At 63.7% G+C, this 20,621-nt stretch carries 17 protein-coding genes; 6 read left to right on the top strand and 11 right to left on the bottom strand.

Translation table 11 applies throughout. The annotated features are described in order from the left end of the window. Positions 1-2: 2 nt before the first annotated feature. The gene (locus FHS48_RS14060; RefSeq protein ID WP_184264213.1) at positions 3-626 is read right to left on the bottom strand and encodes a peroxiredoxin; all 624 of its coding nucleotides are present in this window, start codon (positions 624-626) and stop codon (positions 3-5) included. A 583-nt stretch (positions 627-1,209) separates the two neighbouring features. On the opposite strand from FHS48_RS14060, the gene FHS48_RS14055 reads away from it, so the two are divergent. Then, on the top strand, positions 1,210-1,713 hold the full coding sequence (locus tag FHS48_RS14055) for an Lrp/AsnC family transcriptional regulator (protein ID WP_184264212.1): 504 nt from the start codon (positions 1,210-1,212) through the stop codon (positions 1,711-1,713). 81 nt (positions 1,714-1,794) lie between these two features. On the opposite strand, the gene FHS48_RS14050 is transcribed toward FHS48_RS14055, so the two are convergent. The 5 genes from FHS48_RS14050 to carA all read right to left on the bottom strand — a co-directional run bounded on the left by FHS48_RS14050 (position 1,795) and on the right by carA (position 9,337). After that, complete coding sequence (locus tag FHS48_RS14050) at positions 1,795-3,678, bottom strand: potassium transporter Kup (protein ID WP_184264211.1); 1,884 nt, start codon at positions 3,676-3,678, stop codon at positions 1,795-1,797. A gap of 137 nt (positions 3,679-3,815) precedes the next feature. After that, a complete protein-coding gene (gene greA / locus FHS48_RS14045) occupies positions 3,816-4,289 on the bottom strand; it encodes a transcription elongation factor GreA (protein ID WP_184264210.1) in 474 nt (157 codons plus the stop codon). Between the two features lie 199 nt (positions 4,290-4,488). Continuing rightward, positions 4,489-7,776 carry a carbamoyl-phosphate synthase large subunit gene (gene carB / locus FHS48_RS14040; protein WP_184264209.1) on the bottom strand — a complete coding sequence of 1,096 codons (3,288 nt, stop codon included), beginning with the start codon at positions 7,774-7,776 and terminating at the stop codon, positions 4,489-4,491. Between the two features lie 91 nt (positions 7,777-7,867). Further along, positions 7,868-8,146, bottom strand: coding sequence for a hypothetical protein (locus tag FHS48_RS14035; protein WP_184264208.1), 279 nt, complete (start codon positions 8,144-8,146; stop codon positions 7,868-7,870). A gap of 12 nt (positions 8,147-8,158) precedes the next feature. Next, positions 8,159-9,337, bottom strand: coding sequence for a glutamine-hydrolyzing carbamoyl-phosphate synthase small subunit (carA, locus tag FHS48_RS14030; protein WP_184264375.1), 1,179 nt, complete (start codon positions 9,335-9,337; stop codon positions 8,159-8,161). Positions 9,338-9,713: 376 nt separating this feature from the next. On the opposite strand from carA, the gene FHS48_RS14025 reads away from it, so the two are divergent. From FHS48_RS14025 to rpoD, 3 genes are all read left to right on the top strand, one after another. After that, positions 9,714-10,169, top strand: coding sequence for a GatB/YqeY domain-containing protein (locus tag FHS48_RS14025; protein ID WP_184264207.1), 456 nt, complete (start codon positions 9,714-9,716; stop codon positions 10,167-10,169). A 12-nt stretch (positions 10,170-10,181) separates the two neighbouring features. Continuing rightward, a complete protein-coding gene (gene dnaG, locus FHS48_RS14020) occupies positions 10,182-12,050 on the top strand; it encodes a DNA primase (RefSeq protein WP_184264206.1) in 1,869 nt (622 codons plus the stop codon). 107 nt (positions 12,051-12,157) lie between these two features. Beyond that, complete coding sequence (gene rpoD, locus FHS48_RS14015; protein WP_184264205.1) at positions 12,158-14,215, top strand: RNA polymerase sigma factor RpoD; 2,058 nt, start codon at positions 12,158-12,160, stop codon at positions 14,213-14,215. A 104-nt stretch (positions 14,216-14,319) separates the two neighbouring features. Here rpoD and ctlX read toward each other — a convergent pair whose 3' ends face one another. From ctlX to FHS48_RS14000, 3 genes are all read right to left on the bottom strand, one after another. Next, complete coding sequence (gene ctlX / locus FHS48_RS14010) at positions 14,320-15,258, bottom strand: citrulline utilization hydrolase CtlX (protein ID WP_184264204.1); 939 nt, start codon at positions 15,256-15,258, stop codon at positions 14,320-14,322. Between the two features lie 246 nt (positions 15,259-15,504). Next, positions 15,505-16,539: a histone deacetylase family protein gene (locus FHS48_RS14005; RefSeq protein WP_184264203.1), complete on the bottom strand. Its 1,035-nt coding sequence runs from the start codon at positions 16,537-16,539 to the stop codon at positions 15,505-15,507. Between the two features lie 24 nt (positions 16,540-16,563). Then, entirely contained in the window at positions 16,564-17,622 is a 1,059-nt protein-coding gene (locus FHS48_RS14000; RefSeq protein ID WP_311769143.1) for an ornithine cyclodeaminase, read from the bottom strand. A 136-nt stretch (positions 17,623-17,758) separates the two neighbouring features. Between FHS48_RS14000 and FHS48_RS13995 the strand changes: the two genes are divergently transcribed. Continuing rightward, on the top strand, positions 17,759-18,184 hold the full coding sequence (locus FHS48_RS13995; protein WP_184264201.1) for an Lrp/AsnC family transcriptional regulator: 426 nt from the start codon (positions 17,759-17,761) through the stop codon (positions 18,182-18,184). 25 nt (positions 18,185-18,209) lie between these two features. On the opposite strand, the gene FHS48_RS13990 is transcribed toward FHS48_RS13995, so the two are convergent. Continuing rightward, positions 18,210-19,277: a GGDEF domain-containing protein gene (locus FHS48_RS13990; RefSeq protein ID WP_184264200.1), complete on the bottom strand. Its 1,068-nt coding sequence runs from the start codon at positions 19,275-19,277 to the stop codon at positions 18,210-18,212. A 212-nt stretch (positions 19,278-19,489) separates the two neighbouring features. Beyond that, on the bottom strand, positions 19,490-19,942 hold the full coding sequence (locus FHS48_RS13985) for a hypothetical protein (RefSeq protein ID WP_184264199.1): 453 nt from the start codon (positions 19,940-19,942) through the stop codon (positions 19,490-19,492). Between the two features lie 240 nt (positions 19,943-20,182). Here FHS48_RS13985 and FHS48_RS13980 point away from each other — a divergent pair, with 240 nt between their 5' ends. Continuing rightward, positions 20,183-20,590: a hypothetical protein gene (locus tag FHS48_RS13980; RefSeq protein ID WP_221443523.1), complete on the top strand. Its 408-nt coding sequence runs from the start codon at positions 20,183-20,185 to the stop codon at positions 20,588-20,590. Positions 20,591-20,621: the final 31 nt, after the last annotated feature.

Raw genomic sequence — 20,621 nt, 5'->3', positions numbered from 1 at the left:
GATTACAGGTTACCGGCTTCTTCCTTCAGGAAGGCGGCGACACCGTCCGGAGTGGCGGTCATGCCCTTCTTGCCCTTGGTCCAGCCCGCCGGGCAGACTTCGCCGTGTTCTTCATGGAACTGCAAGGCATCGACCAGACGCAGTGCTTCATCAACATTGCGGCCCAGCGGCAGGTCGTTGATGGTGGCGTGGCGGACGTTACCGGCCTTGTCGATCAGGAAGGAGCCGCGCAGGGCGACACCGGCGTTTTCGATCAGCACGCCGAAGGAGCGGGCGATAGTCTTGTTGAGGTCGGCGACCAGCGGGAAGCCGACGTTGCCGAGGCCACCGTCTTCGACCGGGGTCTTCTTCCACGCCAGATGGGTGAACTGGCTGTCGACGGAGATGCCGACGACCTTGCAGCCCGCTTCCTCAAACTTCTTCAGGCGGTGATCATGGGCAATGATTTCCGACGGGCAGACGAAGGTGAAGTCCAGCGGGTAGAAGAACACCCAGCCGTAGGAGCCGTTCAGATAGTCCTTCAGATTGAAGGCCGGGTTGATGGTGTTATCGCCCATCACGGCCTGCGCGGTGAAGTCCGGGGCGGCCTTGCCGACGAGGGTGCCGACGTTCAGCTGTTCGGTCATGGAAAATCACTCCATCTGAGAGATCTGAAAAACAGGGATAATGAAAGGCTTTGCGGTCAATCGTCCCGCTCCGTCCGGTGCAATACCGGAGTCGGACGCAGGGAATTGCGGCATGACCTTATGCCGCCCGCCCGCCGGTTTCAACCCCCGCCCGCCGGTTTAAACCCTGGAGCCGTTAAAAGTCAGAAGTCTGTCAAAAAGCCTCTGGATGTGGTCATCCGATACCCTTATGTGTTCGATAAATATGAATTTTCGAAGGGCCTCGTATTGTCCTTGCGCTGACGGGGCAAGAGATTGTAATTTCGTTTCGTGATGGCCGGGAAAAGCCCGGAGAATCGCCGGAGTGCCCGGAAAGGGCCCCGATAACAACAGGTCGTACAGCGGCCCCGGTCGGGCTGTGATCCCGGTCAACCCCTGATCCCGTAATGCCGGGGGGCCGGATGGATCCACCGGACGCCGGAGGCGGTGACCGAACAGGGTGGGCTCCTATCATGGACTTGCCAGTAACGTGCCCAGTAACGTGCTCTGAGATGAAGCGCCTCTTTGTGACAGGGACCCTATTTGTGACAAGGGAACGAATCGCATGCAGCGGGTGAAGCTGGACCGGATTGACCGGCGAATTCTCCGCGATCTACAGGACGACGGCCGGATGACCAATGTGGAGCTGGCCCGTCGCGCCGGGATTTCAGCCCCCCCGTGCCTGCGCCGGGTGCGTGCACTGGAAGAGGCGGGCTATATCCGTGGCTATCATGCCAATGTTGACCCCCACGCCCTCGGCTATAACGTCACCGTGTTTGCTCAGGTCGGCCTGAACAGTCAGGCCGAAGCGGATCTGCGCGCCTTCGAGGCGCTGGTCAATGGCTGGGAACAGGTGCGGGAATGCCACATGCTGGCCGGGGAAACCGATTTCCTGCTGAAGGTGGTGGCCAAGGACTGGGATGATTACCAGCGTTTCCTGACCACCCGCCTGACGGCGGCCCCGAATGTGGCGCATGTGAAGAGCGCGCTGGCGATCCGCACCGGCAAGCTGAAACCCGGTGTGCCGATTGATACCGAGGAAGGTTCGGACGTTCTGTTTGATAAGTGACGCTCTGATCCTACAAGCCGTAAAAACAGGGGCGCATCCGGTCCGGGATGCGCCCCTGTTTTTTGCGCTGATTTTTCAGGCTTACAGCTCGACCTGACCGCCCAGCTCCACCACCCGGCCCGGCGGCAGGCGGAAGAAGCCCATGGCCCCGGTGGCACTGCGGGCCATCCAGGCAAACAGGTTGACCTGCCACAGCGGCAGGGTCGGGTCCCGCGACGGGATAATGGTTTCCCGCGACAGGAAGTAGGAAATGTTCATCGGCTCGTAGAAGAAGCCGAGGTCCTGTTCCTTGGCCAGTGCCATGGTCTTCGGCACATCCGGCGTTTCCATGAAGCCATAGGTCAGGGTCAGGCGCAGCAGGCCGGGGGCGATTTCCCGGGATTCCATCCGTTTGTCATTCGCCACCACCGGCACTTCCTGCGTCACCACCGTCAGCAGGATCACCCGTTCATGGGCAACCTTGTTGTGCTTCAGGTTATGCATCAGCGCCAGCGGCAGCCCTTCGGTGGTGCCGGTCAGGAAGACGGCGGTGCCGGGCACCCGGGCGACCCGGCCGCTGGCGACCAGGCTGGTGTAATGCTCATCCGGCAGACTGCCTTCGGTCAGGCGGTTGATCAGCAGGCGACGCCCGGCCTTCCAGGTGGTCAGGACCATGAACAAAACCCCGGCCAGCCCCAGCGGAACCCAGCCGCCGTTCCCGACCTTGGTGATGTTCGACAGGAAGAAGGCCATGTCGATGGTCAGGAAGATCGCACAGGCAATGGCTGTCCGTGGGGTTTTCCACGACCACAGAACCCGCATCGCGATCGCCATCATCACCGTGGTGATCACCATGTTGCCGGTGACGGCAATCCCATAGGCCGCCGCCAGACCGCTGGAGGTTTTGAAGGCCAGCACCAGCGCCACGCAGGCCACCATCAGCGCCCAGTTGATCAGCGGAATGTAGATCTGGCCGATCTCATGTTCCGAGGTATGGACGATGGTCATCCGGGGCAGATAGCCGAGCTGAATGGCCTGACGGCTGATTGAGAAAGCCCCGGAGATCACCGCCTGTGAGGCAATGATGGTGGCAAGGGTTGCCAGAATTACCAGCGGCAGGATCAGGCCTTTCGGGGCCAGCAGAAAGAACGGGCTTTCCACCGCTGCCGGGGTTTTCAGCAGCAGCGCACCCTGCCCCAGATAGTTGAGGATCAGGGCCGGCATCACCAGAATGTACCAGCCCAGCCGGATGGCCGGACGGCCGAAGTGCCCCATGTCGGCATACAGGGCTTCCGCCCCGGTCACCGCCAGAACCACCGCGCCGAGGATCAGCAGGCCGGTAAAGCCGTTGGTGGCGAGAAACATCGCCGCATGGTGCGGGCTGAGCGCGGCCAGAACCGCCGGGGCGGAGGCGATGCCATGGATCCCGAGGGCCCCGATCACCAGAAACCACAGGATACACACCGGGCCGAACAGTTTCCCGACCAGATCGGTGCCGAAGCGCTGGATCAGGAACAGCCCGATCAGAATGGTGACGGTGATGGGGACGACGGCGTCTTCCATATGCGGGATGGCAATCTTCAGGCCTTCCACCGCTGACAGCACCGAGACCGCCGGGGTGATCACGCAGTCCCCGTAGAACAGGGCGGCGGCGAGAATACCGATGGAGGCCACGGTCGGCAGATAGCGGGACCCTGACGGCAGGGCGGCACTCAGGCGGGCCATCAGGGCCAGACTGCCGCCTTCGCCCCGGTTATCGGCCCGCATCACAAACACCACATATTTCACCGACACCACCAGTGTCAGCGTCCAGACAATCAGCGACAGCGCGCCCAGAATATGCGGCTTGTCCAGCGGCAGCGGGTGTTCCCCGGCAAAGGTTTCCTTCAGCGCGTACAGGGGGCTGGTGCCGATGTCGCCAAAGACGACCCCGATGGCGCCGATCATCAGCGGCAGCAGGCCTCTTTTCGCGGGGGTGTCGGTCATGGTCAGGGTCCGTGGACAGCCGTCGGGATAACGTGGAATAACTCTAGGAAAACCGGAGCTCTGACACGACAACAGCGCCGGAACGGATGGTTCCGGCGCTGCCTGTCAGTCATGATCGTGCCGCAGCACCGCGATCCTCAGATGAAGCGGACGGTAACCACTTCATAGGACCGCGACCCACCCGGGGCAGCCACTTCAGCGGTATCGCCGCTGGTCTTGCCGATCAGGGCCTTCGCCAGCGGCGAGGCGATGGAGATGCGGCCTTCTTCCAGATTGGCTTCATGCGGGCCGACGATCTGATAGGTCACTTCCTCGTCGGTGTCCTCATCAGCCAGCGTCACGGTGGCGCCGAAGCGGATGGTGGAGCCCGACAGCTTGGTGATATCGATCACGTCCGCGCGGGAGACGATGTCTTCCAGCTCGGCGATCCGCCCTTCGATGAAGCTCTGGCGCTCGCGGGCAGCATGGTATTCGGCGTTTTCCGACAGGTCACCGTGTTCACGGGCCTCGGCAATCGCCCGGATGACACCGGGACGCTCCACTGACCGCAGGGTCCGGAGTTCGTCTTCAAGGGCTTTGATGCCCGCCGGGGTCATGGGGATCTTTTCCATTACAACCCAGTCCTTCTCTCTGCGTGCGGCCTTACCCCCTATCGGATCGGCCCTGGCACGCGGTACGCCAAAACCCGAAACGGGCCGCCCGCACCGTGGCGCGGCGGTCCCGTCTCAGGCATCAGCCGGAGCGGCGAGGGCCACTCCGGCTGAAAGTACAAAAGGCCTGCGGGGAGGGGGGAGTTCCCCCCTCCGCGCCTCAGGCCGACACACTAGAGTAGTGCTGAAGCGACGCAACATCAAGTGCCCCGCGTTTCAGCGCGGCAATCCCCGCCACGGCGGCCTGCGCCCCGGCGATGGTGGTGTAGTGCGGAATGTTACGGGTCAGCGCGGTGCGGCGGATCGAGAAGCTGTCGCGCACGGCCACAGCCCCTTCGGTGGTGTTGATCACCATCTGGATTTCGCCGGACTGCATGGCATCCACGCAGTGCGGGCGCGGCTCGGTCACCTTGTTGACCTGCCTGACGGTCACGCCGTGCTGGCCAAGGAAGGCGGCGGTCCCGGCGGTGGCGACCAGGGTGAAGCCAAGGTCGGTCAGCTTACGGGCAACGGTCAGGGCAGGAATCTTGTCCGCATCCCGCACCGAAATGAACACGGTGCCGGTTTCCGGCAGGGTGACCCCGGCGCCGAGCTGGCTCTTGGCAAAGGCCAGACCGAAGTCGGTGTCGATGCCCATCACTTCGCCGGTGGACTTCATTTCCGGCCCGAGGATGATGTCCACGCCCGGGAAGCGGGCGAACGGGAACACCGCTTCCTTCACCGCCACATGGCCCAGCGGCTTTTCCGACACCGCGAAGGAGGCCAGGGTTTCCCCGGCCATCACGCGGGCGGCGATCTTGGCCACCGGCACCCCGGTCGCCTTGGCGACGAAGGGCACGGTACGGCTGGCGCGCGGGTTGACTTCCAGAATGTAGACGGTGCCGTCCTTGACCGCGAACTGGACGTTCATCAGGCCGACCACGTTCAGGCCTTCCGCCAGCAGGCGGGCCTGCCGCTTCAGTTCTTCCACCATGGCATCGGGCAGGGAGTACGGCGGCAGCGAGCAGGCGGAGTCGCCGGAATGGACCCCGGCTTCCTCAATGTGCTGCATCACCCCGGCGATGAACACCGCACCGGTAGTATCGCGGATGGCGTCAACGTCCACTTCGATGGCACCGGACAGGTACTTGTCGAGCAGCACCGGCATGTCAGCGGAGATCTCGATGGCGTTCTGGCCGCGCAGACGTTCGATTTCCATGCGCTTCAGCCATGCCGACAGACCGTCGATGTCATGGACGATTTCCATGGCGCGGCCGCCCAGCACGAAGGACGGACGGACCACCAGCGGGTAGCCGATCTTTTCCGCTTCCGCCAGCACCGCATCGGCGGAGGCGGCAATGGCGTTCGGCGGCTGCTTCAGCGACAGCTTGTGCAGCAGCTGCTGGAACAGTTCGCGGTCTTCGGCCAGATCAATCGCATCCGGGCTGGTGCCGAGGATCGGGATATTGGCCTTTTCCAGCGCCCGGGCCAGCTTCAGCGGGGTCTGGCCGCCGAACTGCACGATCACGCCCTTGACGGTGCCCTTGCTCTGTTCCAGCTGGATCAGCTCAATGGTGTCTTCGGCGGTCAGCGGCTCGAAGTACAGGCGGTCGGAGGTGTCGTAGTCGGTGGAGACGGTCTCCGGGTTGCAGTTGACCATGATGGTCTCGTACCCGGCCTCTTCCAGCGCAAAGGCGGCATGGACGCAGCAGTAGTCGAACTCGATGCCCTGACCGATCCGGTTCGGACCGCCGCCGAGGATCACGACCTTGGTGCGGTCGCTGACTTCGGCTTCGCATTCCGCGGGGTTGACCCCGTCGCCTTCATAGCAGGAGTACATGTAGGGGGTCGGCGAGGCGAATTCGGCAGCGCAGGAGTCGATGCGCTTGTACACCGGGCGCACGTTCAGGGCGCGGCGGTGGGCGGTGACCTCTTCGGTGGTCCTGCCGGTCAGTTCGCCGAGGCGGGCATCGGAGAAGCCCATCTTCTTCAGGCCCAGCAGGGCCTGACGGTCGGTCGGCAGACCGGCCTTACGGATGTCGGCTTCGGTATCGATGATCGCCTTGATCTGGCGCAGGAACCACGGCTCGTAAGCGCAGGCGGCGTGCACGTCCTCGACGGTCAGGCCCCAGCGGAAGGCCTGCGCGATCAGCAGCAGCCGGTCAGCGCGGGCGGTGGCCAGCGCGGCGCGGATGGCGTCCTTGTCCTCGCCGCCCTTGGCTTCCGGCAGGTTGATCTCATTCAGGCCGGTCAGGCCGGTTTCCATCGACCGCAGGCCCTTCTGGAGCGATTCGGCGAAGGTGCGGCCGATCGACATCGCTTCCCCGACCGACTTCATCGAGGTGGTCAGGCGCGGGTCGGCATCCGGGAACTTCTCGAAGGTGAAGCGCGGAATCTTGGTGACCACATAGTCAATGGTCGGCTCGAAGCTGGCCGGGGTCTGGCCGCCGGTGATGTCGTTTTCCAGCTCGTCGAGGGTGTAGCCGACCGCCAGCTTGGCGGCGATCTTGGCGATCGGGAAACCGGTGGCCTTCGACGCCAGCGCCGAGGAACGGGACACACGCGGGTTCATCTCGATGACGATCAGGCGGCCGTCCTTCGGGTTGACGGCGAACTGCACGTTGGATCCGCCGGTATCGACGCCGATTTCGCGCAGAACGGCGACCGAGGCGTCGCGCATCACCTGATATTCCTTGTCGGTCAGGGTCAGCGCCGGGGCGACGGTGATGGAGTCGCCGGTGTGGACGCCCATCGGGTCGATGTTTTCGATGGAGCAGACGATGATGCAGTTGTCGTTGCGGTCCCGCACGACTTCCATCTCGTATTCCTTCCAGCCGAGGACCGATTCCTCGACCAGAATTTCATGCACCGGAGAGGCGGCGAGGCCGGAGGCGCAGATCTGCTCGAACTCTTCCTTGTTATAGGCAATGCCGCCGCCCATGCCGCCCAGCGTGAAGGACGGGCGGATGATCGACGGCAGGCCGACGAAGTCCAGCGCCGCGCGGGCTTCGTCCAGCGACTTCACAACGCGGGAGCGCGGGCTTTCCAGCCCGATCTTGTCCATGGCATCGCGGAACAGCTGACGGTCTTCCGCCTTTTCGATCACTTCCTTCTTGGCAGCGATCATCTCGACGCCGAACTTTTCCAGCGTGCCGTTGGCCGCCAGCGCCAGTGCGCAGTTCAGCGCGGTCTGGCCACCCATGGTCGGCAGCAGGGCGTCCGGGCGTTCCTTCTCGATGATCTTGGCGACGATTTCCGGGGTGATCGGCTCGACGTAGGTGGCGTCGGCAGTGTCCGGGTCCGTCATGATGGTGGCCGGGTTGGAGTTGACCAGAATCACCCGGTAGCCTTCTTCGCGCAGGGCCTTGCACGCCTGAGCGCCGGAATAGTCGAACTCGCAGGCCTGACCGATCACGATGGGACCGGCGCCGATGATCAGGATGCTTTTGATGTCCGTGCGTTTGGGCATTGTCGTCTAACTTCTTCGCTTCTGGTCGGCCCCGGCTTTGGGGAAGCCTCCGGGGCAGGCGTGCATCTGGCGGATAACGGGGGACGCGGGCTTATCTCAGGGCCCCGGCCTGCTCCAGTCCGAGCAGGGTCAGGGCGTAGGCCACCGGGGCACCGGGGGAAACCGTCAGGGCATGATCCTCAAGCTGGATCAGGCCTTCTTCGCAGAATTCCCCGGCGGCACGCAGCAGCCAACCGGTTTCCGGCTCCGGCAGGCCATGCTCGTCCGTCACCTCTGTCAGGGTGCGGAAGGCCGGGCCGGGCAGGCGGTCCTCGGCGGCCAGAACGGCCAGCAGCGAGGACCGGTAGGCGGAATAGCCGGTGTCGGTCATGCCCGCACCCCGTTACTTCTTGTGGGCTTCGATGGTGTCAACGAAGCGCTTGAACAGGTAATGGGAATCCTGCGGGCCGGGGCTGGCTTCCGGGTGGTACTGCACCGAGAACACCGGCTTCCCCTTCAGGGCGAGCCCTTCGACCGAGCCGTCAAACAGCGACACATGGGTTTCTTCCACGGTGTCGGGCAGGCTGGCCCGGTCAACGGCGAAGCCGTGGTTCTGGCTGGTGATTTCCACCTTGCCGGTCTTCAGGTCCTTCACCGGCTGGTTGGAGCCACGGTGGCCGCGGTCCATCTTGTAGGTCTTCGCCCCCAGCGCCAGCGCCAGCAGCTGATGGCCGAGGCAGATGCCGAACACCGGGGTGCCGGTGCCGATCAGCTTCTGAAGCTCCGGCACCACATAGGTGCCGGTGGCAGCGGGGTCCCCCGGGCCGTTGGACAGGAAGATGCCATCGGGATTGTGGCGCAGCACGTCCTCGGCGGTGGCGGTGGCGGGCACCACGGTCACCTTGCAGCCGGCATCGGCCAGACAGCGCAGAATGTTGTGCTTGGCCCCGAAATCATAGGCGACCACATGGTACTTCGGGTCGCGCTGGGTGCCGTAGCCGGTCTTCAGCGACCAGCGGGTCTGGGTCCAGTCGTAGGACTGGCGGCAGGTGACATCCTTGGCCAGATCCATGCCTTCCAGCCCCGGCCAGCCCTGCGCCTGCGCCAGCAGCGCGGGCAGGTCAAACACGCCGTCGGCGGCATGGGCGATCACGCCGTTGGGGGCGCCGCCGTCCCGGATCTTGCGGGTCAGGCGGCGGGTGTCGATCCCGGCCAGACCGACCAGAGTGTGCGACACCAGCCAGCGGTCAAGATGCTGGGCGGCGCGCCAGTTGGCGGGCTCGGTGATGTCGGCGCGCAGGATACAGCCACGGGCGGCAGGGGTGACGGTTTCGTTGTCTTCGGCATTGGTGCCGACGTTGCCGATGTGGGGGAAGGTGAAGGTGATCACCTGCCCGGCAAAGGACGGATCGGTCAGGGTTTCCTGATAGCCGGTCAGGCCGGTGGAAAACACCACCTCACCGACCGACCGGCCCTGTACTCCGAGGCCCTTGCCCCAGAAGACCGACCCGTCGGCCAGCACCAGCACGCCAGTCGCACCGTCGGGGCGGGTGCTGGCGGCAATGTTCATCGGCTCTGTCATGGACACCATTCCTTTTTCCGTCAGGCTGCATCAGGCCCGGGCCGGGCCTGCGCACCGGCAGGAGACTTTAAGATGTTCGCGCCCGGCAACAGACTACTGCCAGCGGGCATCGGAGGGAACCCGTCCGTTTTTCGCGCGCAAAACACCCACGGCATTCCAGGGGGTTGGACGTGCCGGTGTGTGTATTTGAAAGTGCGCGGATGGCGGCGGATAAATTTGCGCGCTTTTAAAGAATTGCCGGGGCGCTGTCAAGCAGAACCGGGAAAAGAAAATCGCATGTCTTTTCAAGGATTTGAGAATGGCATAACCCTTTGCCAACGGGCATGTTTTGCTGTATTCTCCACCCTTTCCCGATACAGAAGACCGAGGATTCTCCATGCTCCGCACCCGCCTGAGCGAGGCGTTGAAGGACGCGCTGAAGAGCAAGGATGCCCGTTCGACGGCAACCCTGCGCCTGATTTCCGCCGCCCTGAAGGACCGTGACATCGCTGCCCGTTCCAAGGGCAACTATGACGGCATCAACGAAGATGAGATTCTTCAGATGTTGCAGTCGATGATCAAGCAGCGCCGCGAGAGCATCACCATGTACGAACAGGGTGGGCGGCTGGAGCTGGCGCAGCAGGAACAGGAAGAAATCGTCGTCATCGAACGCTTCCTGCCCAAGCAGATGGAGGGGGCCGAGATCGAGGCCGCCATCGACGCGCTGGTCACCGAGCTGGGCGCCACCGGCGTCAAGGATATGGGCCGGGTGATGACCGCCCTGCGCGAAAAGTTCGCCGGGCAGATGGATTTCGCCAAGGCCAGCGGGATGGTGAAGGCCCGCCTGTCGTAACGGTGGCCGCTGATGGCGCTGCCAGCCCAGTTTCTGGATGAGCTCCGGGCCCGCATCACCCTGTCCTCTGTGATCGGGCGGCGGGTCCGGCTGATCCGGCGCGGCCGCGAACATGTCGGCCTGTGCCCGTTCCATAAGGAAAAATCGCCCTCCTTTACGGTCAATGACGACAAGGGGTTTTACCACTGCTTCGGCTGTGGGGCCCATGGTGACGTCCTGACCTTTGAGATGGAGCAGGGCAATCTCGGCTTCATGGAGGCGGTGGAGAAACTGGCCGCCGAAGCCGGTCTTGAGGTCCCCAAAAGTACACCGCGCGAAGCGGAGGATGCCAAGCGCCGGGCCGGGGTGCTGGAGGTGCTGGAGGCTGCCTGCGCCTTTTTCCAGCAGAACCTGATGCTGCCCGGCGGGCAGGACGGGCTTGGCTACCTGCGCCGCCGGGGCCTGAGTGATGCCGTCATCCGTCAGTTCCGGCTGGGCTGGGCCCCCGGCGGCGGCGTGCTGAAGGGCGCGCTGGCGCGGCAGAACATCGGCGAGGACCAACTGGTCGAGGCTGGGCTGCTGAAGCGCCGGGACGATGGATCGCTTGGTGAATATTTCCGCGACCGGGTGATGTTCCCGATCACCGACCGCCGGGGCCGGGTGATCGCCTTCGGGGCGCGGACGCTGGGTGACGGTCAGCCGAAGTATCTGAACAGCCCGGAGACCCCGGTGTTCCACAAGGGGCAGGTGTTGTTCAATCTGGCGCAGGCGCGCGAACCGGCGGGCAAAGCCAACGAAGTGGTGGTCGCCGAAGGGTATATGGACGTGATCGCCCTGACCCGGGGCGGCATTCCGCAGGCGGTGGCCCCGCTGGGCACCGCCCTCACCGAAACCCAGATTGAAGAGCTGTGGAAGCTGGCGGAAGAGCCGATTCTCTGCTTCGACGGCGATGCCGCCGGGCAACGGGCGGCGGCGCGGGCGGCGGAACGGGCGCTGGCGGTGCTGAAGCCGGGGCGGTCCCTGCGCTTTGCCCTGCTGCCGGGCGGGCGTGACCCGGATGAAATTCTCCGCGATGAGGGGCCGCAGGCCCTGCGGTCGGCGCTGTCGGCGGCGCGGCCGTTGATGGACATGCTGTGGTCGATGGCGCTGGAAGGCCGGGACCTGACGACTCCGGAGCGCCGCGCCGCGCTGGAGGCCCATCTGGAAGATATGGCGCGCGGAATCGAAGACCGGACGGTTCAGCAGTATTACCGTCAGGCCTTTCGCGACCGGCTGCGGGATCTGTTCCGCCCGCAGCGCCCGGCCTATGGCGGCAAGCCTGCCGCAGGCGGGGGGGGCTGGGGTCCGCGCAGTGGTGGAAAAGGCTGGGGAAACCGCCAGCCACCGCGCTGGTCGGCCCCGTTGCCGCCGTTGCCCGCTGCCGGAATGCTGGTGCCGAAACTGTCGGCGGAAAGTGCTGAAGCCACCCGTCGGCGCATTCTGGTGGCCACCGCCCTGTGCCATCCCCGGCTGTTTGATCACATCGAAGAACGGCTCGGATCGTTGGAACTTCCGGAACCGGACCTTGACAAGATCCGTCGTGCTCTCTTAATCCTGCTCGGTCGTGAACCGGGTCTTGACTTTGACAGTGTGAAAAGCCACTTACACGCGGATGGGCTGGAATCCGCCGTGCGTGGTCTTTTATCCTCCAACGTCTGGGTCCATGCCGCCTTCTGCCGCCCCGATGCGGAACTGGATGCGGCACGGACCGGATGGGATCACACGTTCGAGCTGACGCGCCGTATTGATCTGAAGGCCGATATCGACCGGATTGTCGAGCAGTTGGGTGATGACCCGACCCCGGAGACCTTCGAGACCTTTGTGGCGCTGAAGGGGCATGAGCGAATGCCCGGTGACGAGTAACAGGACGGACAGGCCGGGAAACCGGCCGGACCGCGCGGTACCAGTAAGAGCAGGGTTGGCGGTTCCGTCCGGGGCCGCCGCAACAGGTTTAAGGAGTTTGCACGGGTATGGCGACGAAGGCGACCGCAACGACGGATACCCCGGAACCCAATGAAGACGCGCAGGAAGGGCCGCTGCTCGACACCCTGAATGCGGCTGTCCGCAAGCTGGTGGCCAAGGGCAAGGAACGCGGGTACGTCACCTATGACGAGCTGAACGCCGCCCTGCCGTCGGAAGATTTTTCGTCGGAGCAGATCGAAGACTCGATGGCGATGCTGTCGGATCTGGGGATCAATATCGTCGAGAATGACGAGGAAGAGGCCAGCACGGCGGAATCCTCCGATGACGAGTCCACCGCCGGGAATGTTTCGGAAGAAGATCTGGGCCGGACCGATGACCCGGTGCGCATGTATCTGCGCGAAATGGGGTCGGTGGAACTGCTGTCGCGCGAGGGCGAAATCGCCATCGCCAAGCGGATCGAAGCCGGCCGCGAGATGATGATCGGCGGCATCTGCGAAAGCCCGCTGACCATCTCCGCCCTGCTCGACTGGCACGATTCGCTGGTCGAAGGTAAGATGTTGCTGCGCGACATCATCGACCTTGAAACCACCTACGGCGCCGATGATCCGATTGCCGAAGGCGTCGATCTGGAAGCTGTTGAGGCCGAAGAAGCGGCCCTGCCGCAGCCGGGGGCCCGCCCGGTCCGGGCTCCGGCCGCTCCGGTGGCTGCTGTGACTCCGGTCAAGAAAGAAGACGGGGACGAGGACGACGAGACCGCAGCCGACGGGGAAGCGGTTGTCGAGGGCGAAGCCGACGCTGAGGGCGAAGGCGAGCACGAAGGCGAACTGGAGGAAAGCTCCGTCAGCCTGTCGGCCATGGAAACCGAACTGCTGCCGATCATTCTCGAGTCTTTCGAGAAGATCGCCGGTGCCTACCACAAGATGAAGAAGGTCCAGGACCAGCGTCTGGCCCATATTTCCGCCGGGGACGAAGTGCCCGCCGCTGTCGAGAAAAAATACGACAAGATGCGGTCGGAAATGGTCAAGATGATGGAAGGGGTCCATCTCAACAACGCCCGCATCGAGTATCTGGTCGAACATCTGAACGACCTGAACAAGAAGCTGATGATGCTGGAAGGCAAGCTGCTGCGTCTGGCTGTTGACAGCAAGGTGAAGCGCGAAGACTTCCTGGATGCCTATTACGGTTCGGAAATGGATCCGAACTGGCTGGAAGTTGTGGCCGGTCGGTCTGGCAAGGGCTGGAAGGACTTTGCCACCCGTCATGCCCGCGAAGTGCAGAAGGTGCGTGAGGCGATTTCCCAGATCGCCGATCAGGCCCGTCAGCCGATCAGCGAGTTCCGCCGTATTGTTCAGACCGTCCAGAAGGGCGAACGCGAAGCCTCCCGCGCCAAAAAGGAAATGATCGAGGCTAACCTGCGTCTGGTGATCTCGATCGCCAAGAAGTACACCAACCGTGGCCTTCAGTTCCTTGACCTGATTCAGGAAGGGAACATCGGCCTGATGAAGGCGGTGGACAAGTTCGAATACCGGCGCGGCTATAAGTTCTCGACCTATGCCACGTGGTGGATCCGGCAGGCGATCACCCGCTCGATCGCCGATCAGGCCCGCACCATCCGTATTCCGGTGCATATGATCGAAACGATCAACAAGCTGGTCCGCACCAGCCGCCAGATGCTGCACGAGATCGGCCGTGAGCCGACCCCGGAAGAGCTGGCGGAAAAGCTCCAGATGCCGCTGGAAAAGGTCCGCAAGGTCCTGAAGATCGCCAAGGAGCCGATCTCCCTCGAAACCCCGATCGGGGACGAGGAAGACAGCCACCTCGGCGACTTCATCGAGGACAAGAACGCCGTACAGCCGCTGGATGCCGCGATCAACTCCAACCTGCGTGAGACCTGTACCCGTATACTGGCCACTCTGACCCCGCGTGAAGAGCGTGTGCTGCGCATGCGCTTCGGGATCGGGATGAACACCGACCACACGCTGGAAGAAGTCGGTCAGCAGTTCAGCGTGACCCGCGAACGTATCCGTCAGATCGAGGCCAAGGCCCTGCGGAAGCTGAAGCACCCGTCGCGGTCGCGCAAGCTGCGCAGCTTCCTCGACAACTGAGGATCGGTTCCGACAGAAAAGCCCCGTCCGGGAAAACCGGGCGGGGCTTTTTTCATTCTGTCTTTGGTTTCTGTCTCTGCCATCTGCCTCTGGATAGGCCTGTCTCAGGCTGCTGTTCCGGGGCGCGGGGCAAGGTGAATGCCTGCCAGCATGCAGCGGACCGATCCCCCGGCCAGCTCGATGGTCGGCACCGACAGCGGCAGCAGGGTGACATGGCGTTCCAGCCGGGCCTTCTGGCTTTTGGTCAGGCTGGCGGCGGCGCGGGCGGACAGGGCCAGAACCCGGCCATGGGTGCCCTGTAGCTCGATGGCATTTCCGGCGAAATCAGCAATCTGGTCGTGGCTGAGGTCGATCAGGGCGCGGCCCCCGGCGGTCAGGCGGTCGGCAATTTCCGCCCGGCGCTGGGCGTCACGGATACAGTCGAGGCCGACCAGACTGATATCGCTGCCGACGCACATCAGGACATTGGTGTGATACACCGGGGTTCCGTCGGCATCGACAGCGTCAAACACCATCGGCTCAAAATTGAAATGGGTGCAGAACCGTTCCATCGCCACTTCGTTGGTCCGGTTGGAGCGGGCGGCATAGGCGACGCGGTCGAGGTGGTCCAGCACCATCGCCCCGGTTCCTTCCAGAAACAGGTTGTCCTGCTCCAGACCGGAATAATCGATGACATCCTGCACCCGGTAGCGGTGCTTCAGCATCTCGATCACATCGCTGCGCCGTTCCTTGCGGCGGCTGGGGGCAAACATCGGGTAAATGGCGACGTGCCCGCCGGAATGGGTGGAAAACCAGTTGTTGGGAAACACCGAGTCCGGGGTTTCGGTGCCGGTATCCTCAAACAGGTGAACGGTGATCCCGGCCTGTTCCAGCTGGCGGGCTGCCTCGGTGACTTCGCCGTAGGCAGCACGGGCCAGCGCGTCCTGCGCACTGTCACTGTCGCGCTGGAAGCGGTTGTCGGCGGCGGTATCCGGGTTGGGCCGGAAGTGATGCGGCCGGATCATCACAACGCTGCGGGGAGCCTGAACGGACGGACGGGGCATGGAAGGTGTCCTCTCTGAGGGAACGGTCTCTATGGTTTACTGTATGAATGCCAAAGTGATATGCCAATCCTCTGACTTTTAAGATTTTTTGAAAAAATTATACAAATTGCATAGTGAAACCGGCGTTATGATTTGGATGGTTCTTCCGGTATGAAAAAAAGACCCCGCAGAAGGCTGCGGGGTCAGTCGAGTCCGTTCAGAGGGAACGTGTAACAGGGAGCAGAGACGGTCTCTGGAAAGGCAGGCTCAGGCGGTTGCCTGCTCAAACCCGGTGAGGACATTGGCAACGTTGGTGCCGATATCGGCCACCGCATAGCCGCCTTCCTGCACGAACACCGTCGGCAGGCCGAGCGTGGCGATCTTCGCCCCGATCAGCGGGTAATGCTGCTGGCCCAGTGTGAAGGCGCTGATCGGGTCGTTCTCGTAGGTATCCACCCCCAACGAGATCACCACCGCATCCGGGGCATAGTCGCGGATCACCGCCAGCGCCTGATCCAGCGTCGCGCTGTACTCATCCCAGCCGGTGCCACGCGGCAGCGGGAAGTTGTGGCAGAAGCCCTCGCCCTTGCCCTCTCCGCGTTCATCGGCAAACCCCCGGAAGAACGGATACTCGGTTTCCGGCGAGCCATGTACCGACACCGTCATCACGTCCTCGCGCGACCAGAAGATATCCTGCGTGCCGTTACCGTGATGGTAATCGACATCCAGCACCACCACGCGGGCCGACCCGTGATCGCGCAGGTACTGGGCGGCAATGGCGGCATTGTTGAGGAAGCAGTAGCCGCCGTAAGTGCTGGCCCCGGCATGGTGGCCCGGCGGGCGGCACAGGGCATAGGCGCTGCGCTCCCCGTCCGCCACCAGCGCCGCCGCCGTCAGGGCGCAGTGGGCCGAGGCCAGAACCGCATCCCATGTGCCTTCGACGATCGGGGTTCCGGCGTCATAGCAGTAATAGCCCAGCTTGCCGTTGATGCCCGGCGGGATCACGTCCTGCCGCATCGAGCGGGCGGCGAAGCCGCTGGGCAGCATGAAGCCGTCCTTGCCGATGGCCTTCCACTGGTCAAAGGCGGTGCGCAGAAAGGTGACGAAGGCGGCATCATGCACCTTAAGCACCGTTTCCAGTGTAAACGGGCGGGGCGGCAGGGTTTCCAGCCCCGCCGCCTCAATGGCCGCGAGAATGTAATCGGCCCGGCGCGGCATTTCGTAACAGGGGACAAGCTCACCCCGGTGCAGTTCCATGCCGCCGTCGTGGCGGCTGTGCAGCGGGGAGTAAACGGCTTTCATGATCGGGGATGCTCCGGGGGGATATCAGGTGGCAAGGCCACGGGACTGGCCGTTGCTGTGGCCGGGGGTGGGGGGAGACAGCAGGCCGAACAGGTCACGCGGATCGTCCGGTTCGGTCAGCAGGTCAATGTCTTCGTAGCAGTCGGTGCCGTTGAGCTGCCCGTAGAGGAAGCGCAGGGCCGAGAAGTCCTCAATGGCAAAACCGACGGAATCAAACAGCGTGATCTGCTGGGCGGTCCGGCGGCCTTCAACCTGTCCGGTGATGACCTGCCACAGTTCGGTGACCGGGAAGTCAGCCGGCATCTGCTGAATTTCCCCTTCGATCCGGGTCTGTTCCGGCAGTTCGACAAACACATCGGCCCGGCGGAGGATATCGGCCTGAAGCTCGGTCTTGCCGGGACAGTCGCCGCCGACGGCATTCAGGTGGACCCCGGCCCCGATCATGTTATCGGACAGAATGGTGGCCATCTGCTTGTCGGCAGTGACGGTGGTGATGATATCCGCGCCCTGCACGGCATCCTGCGTGCTGGTGGCCACGGTGATGTCAAATCCGGCGGCGCCAAGGTTGCGGACAAACTTTTCCGTGGCGGTGGGATCGATATCAAACACCCGCAGACGGGTGATGCCCATCAGGGCCCGGAAGGCCAGCGCCTGAAACTCCGACTGCGACCCCAGCCCGATCAGTGCCATCACCGACGAGTCCGGGCGGGCCAGATACCGGGCCGCCAGCGCCGAGGTGGCGGCGGTGCGCAGGGCGGTGGTCAGGGTCATTTCCGACAGCAGCACCGGGTAGCCGGTTTCCACATCCGACAGCACACCGAAGGCGGTGACGGTCTGCAAACCGGACCGGGTGTTCTTCGGGTGGCCGTTGACGTATTTGAAGCCATAGAGCGTGCCGTCACTGGTCGGCATCAGCTCAATCACCCCATCGCGGGAATGGCTGGCGACGCGCGGGGTCTTCTCGAAGGAAGGCCAGCGGCGGAAATCTTCCTCGATCACGGCGGCAAGGCCGGTCAGCCACTGTTCAACGCCGACTGTACGGACCAGCCGCACCATATTTTCCACACCGACATACCGTACCATGAGGACGTCTCCCATATCCGTCATTGGATCTTGAGACCAGTGTACGGAGGGGCAAAGTGCCTCAACAATGTTGAAACTTGGAGGATTTGATAGATAAACTGTCATTCTTGCCCGATGACAGTGAGCATTTTGTACAATGCATATCTTTGATGATCTTGACCGCCGCCTGATTGCCGCACTGCGGGAAGACGGGCGGGCTCCCGTCTCCAAGCTGGCGGCGATTCTCGGGGTATCCCGGGCGACAGTGCAGACCCGTCTGGACCGGATGATGGAATCCGGGGCGATTCTCGGGTTCACGGTGCGGTTCCGGCAGGATTACGACACGCAGGCGATCCGTGCCATCATGATGATTCAGGTGGCGGGGCGGTCAACCACTGCGGTGATCCGGCAGCTGCGCGGCATGCCGGAACTGGTGTCGCTGCACACCACCAATGGGGCGTGGGATCTGATTGCCGAGATCCGGGCAGAAAGCCTGACGGATTTTGACCGTGTCCTGCGGGAAGTGCGGACCATCGACGGCATTGAAAACAGCGAGACCAGCATGCTGCTCAGCACGGTCTGAAGACGGTGCCCCGGCGGCTGGCCGGTCAGTCCACCATATCCAGTTCGTCGAGATCGTCTTCGGCGGTACAGACGCGGTTCCGCCCCTGCGCCTTGGCAGACAGCAGGGCGGCTTCCGTCCGTTCGAACAGGCTGTGCTGGCTTTCGCCGCTCTGATGGGCGGCCATGCCGATGGACAGGGTCAGGTTGCCCAGCATGTCGCCGGTGCGGCGGTTGCGCAGCACCCGGGTGGACAGGGTGGTGCACAGGGTTTCGGCGATGCTCCGGCCCTGATCCACCGTACAGTCCGGCAGGGCGATGCAGAATTCCTCGCCGCCATAGCGGCAGGACAGCGCCCCGGCCGGAACATGGGTCTGGATGGTTCTGCCGACCAGCCGCAGCACCTGATCGCCGACCGTGTGCCCGTACTGTTCGTTGAAGCGGTGGAAATGATCGAGATCCAGCATCAGCAGCAGAAGCTGCCCGTCGTGGGACAGCAGGCGGTCACTGACCACCCGCTCAAAGGCGCGGCGGTTGCTCAGGCCGGTCAGGGGATCGGTGTTGGCCTCCAGACGCACCGTTTCCAGATCGCTGCGCAGGCGGGCGATTTCGCGCGCCGACTGATTGAGGCGCTCTTCCAGCTGGCGGTTGAGCTTGGCCATCCGCTCGGCCTCGCCCATCAGGCTGTGCACCAGATGGGTCAGATCCGCCGGGTCGGCGTGCCGCAGGGCCGAGGTGAGGGTGCCGAGGGTCTGCCCGTGCTGCACCGCTGTGGCCCCGGCATGCCCGATATGGATCAGAAGCGACTTCAGGGCACTGTCAATCCCACCGGACACCCGTTCCAGCCCTTCGGCCTCGCTGGCGGATCCCAGGTGGCGGTCATGCAGGGCGCGCAGCGCCTCATTGCTGATGCCATGGCGGGTGGCGAGGTGGGTATCAATCTCGTCACACAGGGCGCGGTTGGCCCCGGAGGCATACAGATACCACGCCGCATAGTTCTCCGGGCTGGGGGGAAGCCCCAAAGCCTGAAGACTATGCAGCACCTGCTGCGAGAACCGGTGGGCCCGATCCGATGGATCGGCAACCGCGGTATGATAGTTCACATCGTTGCTCAACGACGGTCTTTCCCCTGCTTGCTCAGCCCAGCGACGGTACGGGATCCGCATGCGGATCCGCTGATTTGTGTCTGTCTGGACCAATCCCCCGGTGGGGATGTGCGGCAAAAACCTTTACCATTCGTTAATAGACTAACGGAACCTCCGGGTCAGGATCAATGGTCTCCCGCAGGGAAACCGGCAGCAGGGCGGAAAACCGGGGCCGGTCTGCCTCAGTTTGCCGACAGGGCCTTAAATTCATCCCGCAAGGCCTCAATCCGGGTGCCCGGCTCTCTGGCGCGGGCAAAGGCATCGGCCTGTGCTTTCTGGGCCGACTCGATGCCGGGAAAGCCGCGCCCGGTCCAGATCCGTTCCAGAATCGGGTCATAGAATCCGACCGCCTCGGCCAGCGCGTCCTCCTGCTTGCTCAGGCGGACGTAGAAGTCGACCAGTGCCTTGAATTTCGGCTGTTCCTCCGGGACCACACCGATCAGCTGCCGCACTTTGACGTGCATGGCCTTGGCCTCTTTCTCGCGGTCGGCGATCCACGCCCGGTCATCGGCGGCATCGGCGGCCAGCTTCCGCCATTCTGCGGCGGAGGATCCGTCTTCCGGCACGCCGCCACAGGCAGCAAGGGCGCAGAACAGGCTGAGACTGAGGAGGGACAGGAAACGACGCAGCATCATGGTTCTTTCGGTGAGGAAGGGGGGGATCACCCGTCAGGCCGCCGGAGCGGGGCGCCATCCTGCCGTGTCGGCGTCCGGGCGGCAACCGGGATTATCCGGCGGTGTCCGGATCCTCCTGCCGGACGTCCGGGCGGATCCATCCGGACGCGTTTCCGGTCGTTTCGGCACACAACAGGAGGATGCCATCCGGACTTGAACCGGGGGCGCGCTGTCATGGATGACCGATGGAAACGACTGATCATGTCAAAGGGTACACACGACGGACGGATGATTCTGCTGGGGCTGGTCCTGCTGGTCACCGGCTGTGCGGCGGACAGTGGGGCCGGATACCGGCCGATTGTCGATACCGGCAATCCCGCCTATGCGCCGGAGGTCCGCGCCCGGCTGGAAAGTGACCTTGCCGCCTGCCAGCAACTGGCGGAGCAGCGGTCCTACTTCAATGGCAACCGGCTGGAGGAAATGGCCTTGGGCACGGCGGTCGGCAGCGGGATCGGCCTCGCCAATGACCGGCAGTGGGGCAGTGTCGGGGCCGGGGCCGGGATCGGTCTGGCCGCGGTCGGGGTGATGGGGGCGCTGGAAACCCGCAACGAACGGCAGAAGATCGTCACCGACTGCCTGAAAGGCCGGGGGCACCCGGTGATTCTGTAAGTCCTGCCGGACAGCCCCGGAGAAGGATCCC

Source organism: Novispirillum itersonii, from assembly GCF_014205675.1.
In the GTDB taxonomy this organism is placed as follows: Bacteria; Pseudomonadota; Alphaproteobacteria; order Rhodospirillales; family Rhodospirillaceae; genus Novispirillum; species Novispirillum itersonii_A.
The sequence above is the reverse complement of the archived record's forward strand: the minus strand, read 5'-3'. Positions and strand labels throughout refer to the sequence as shown.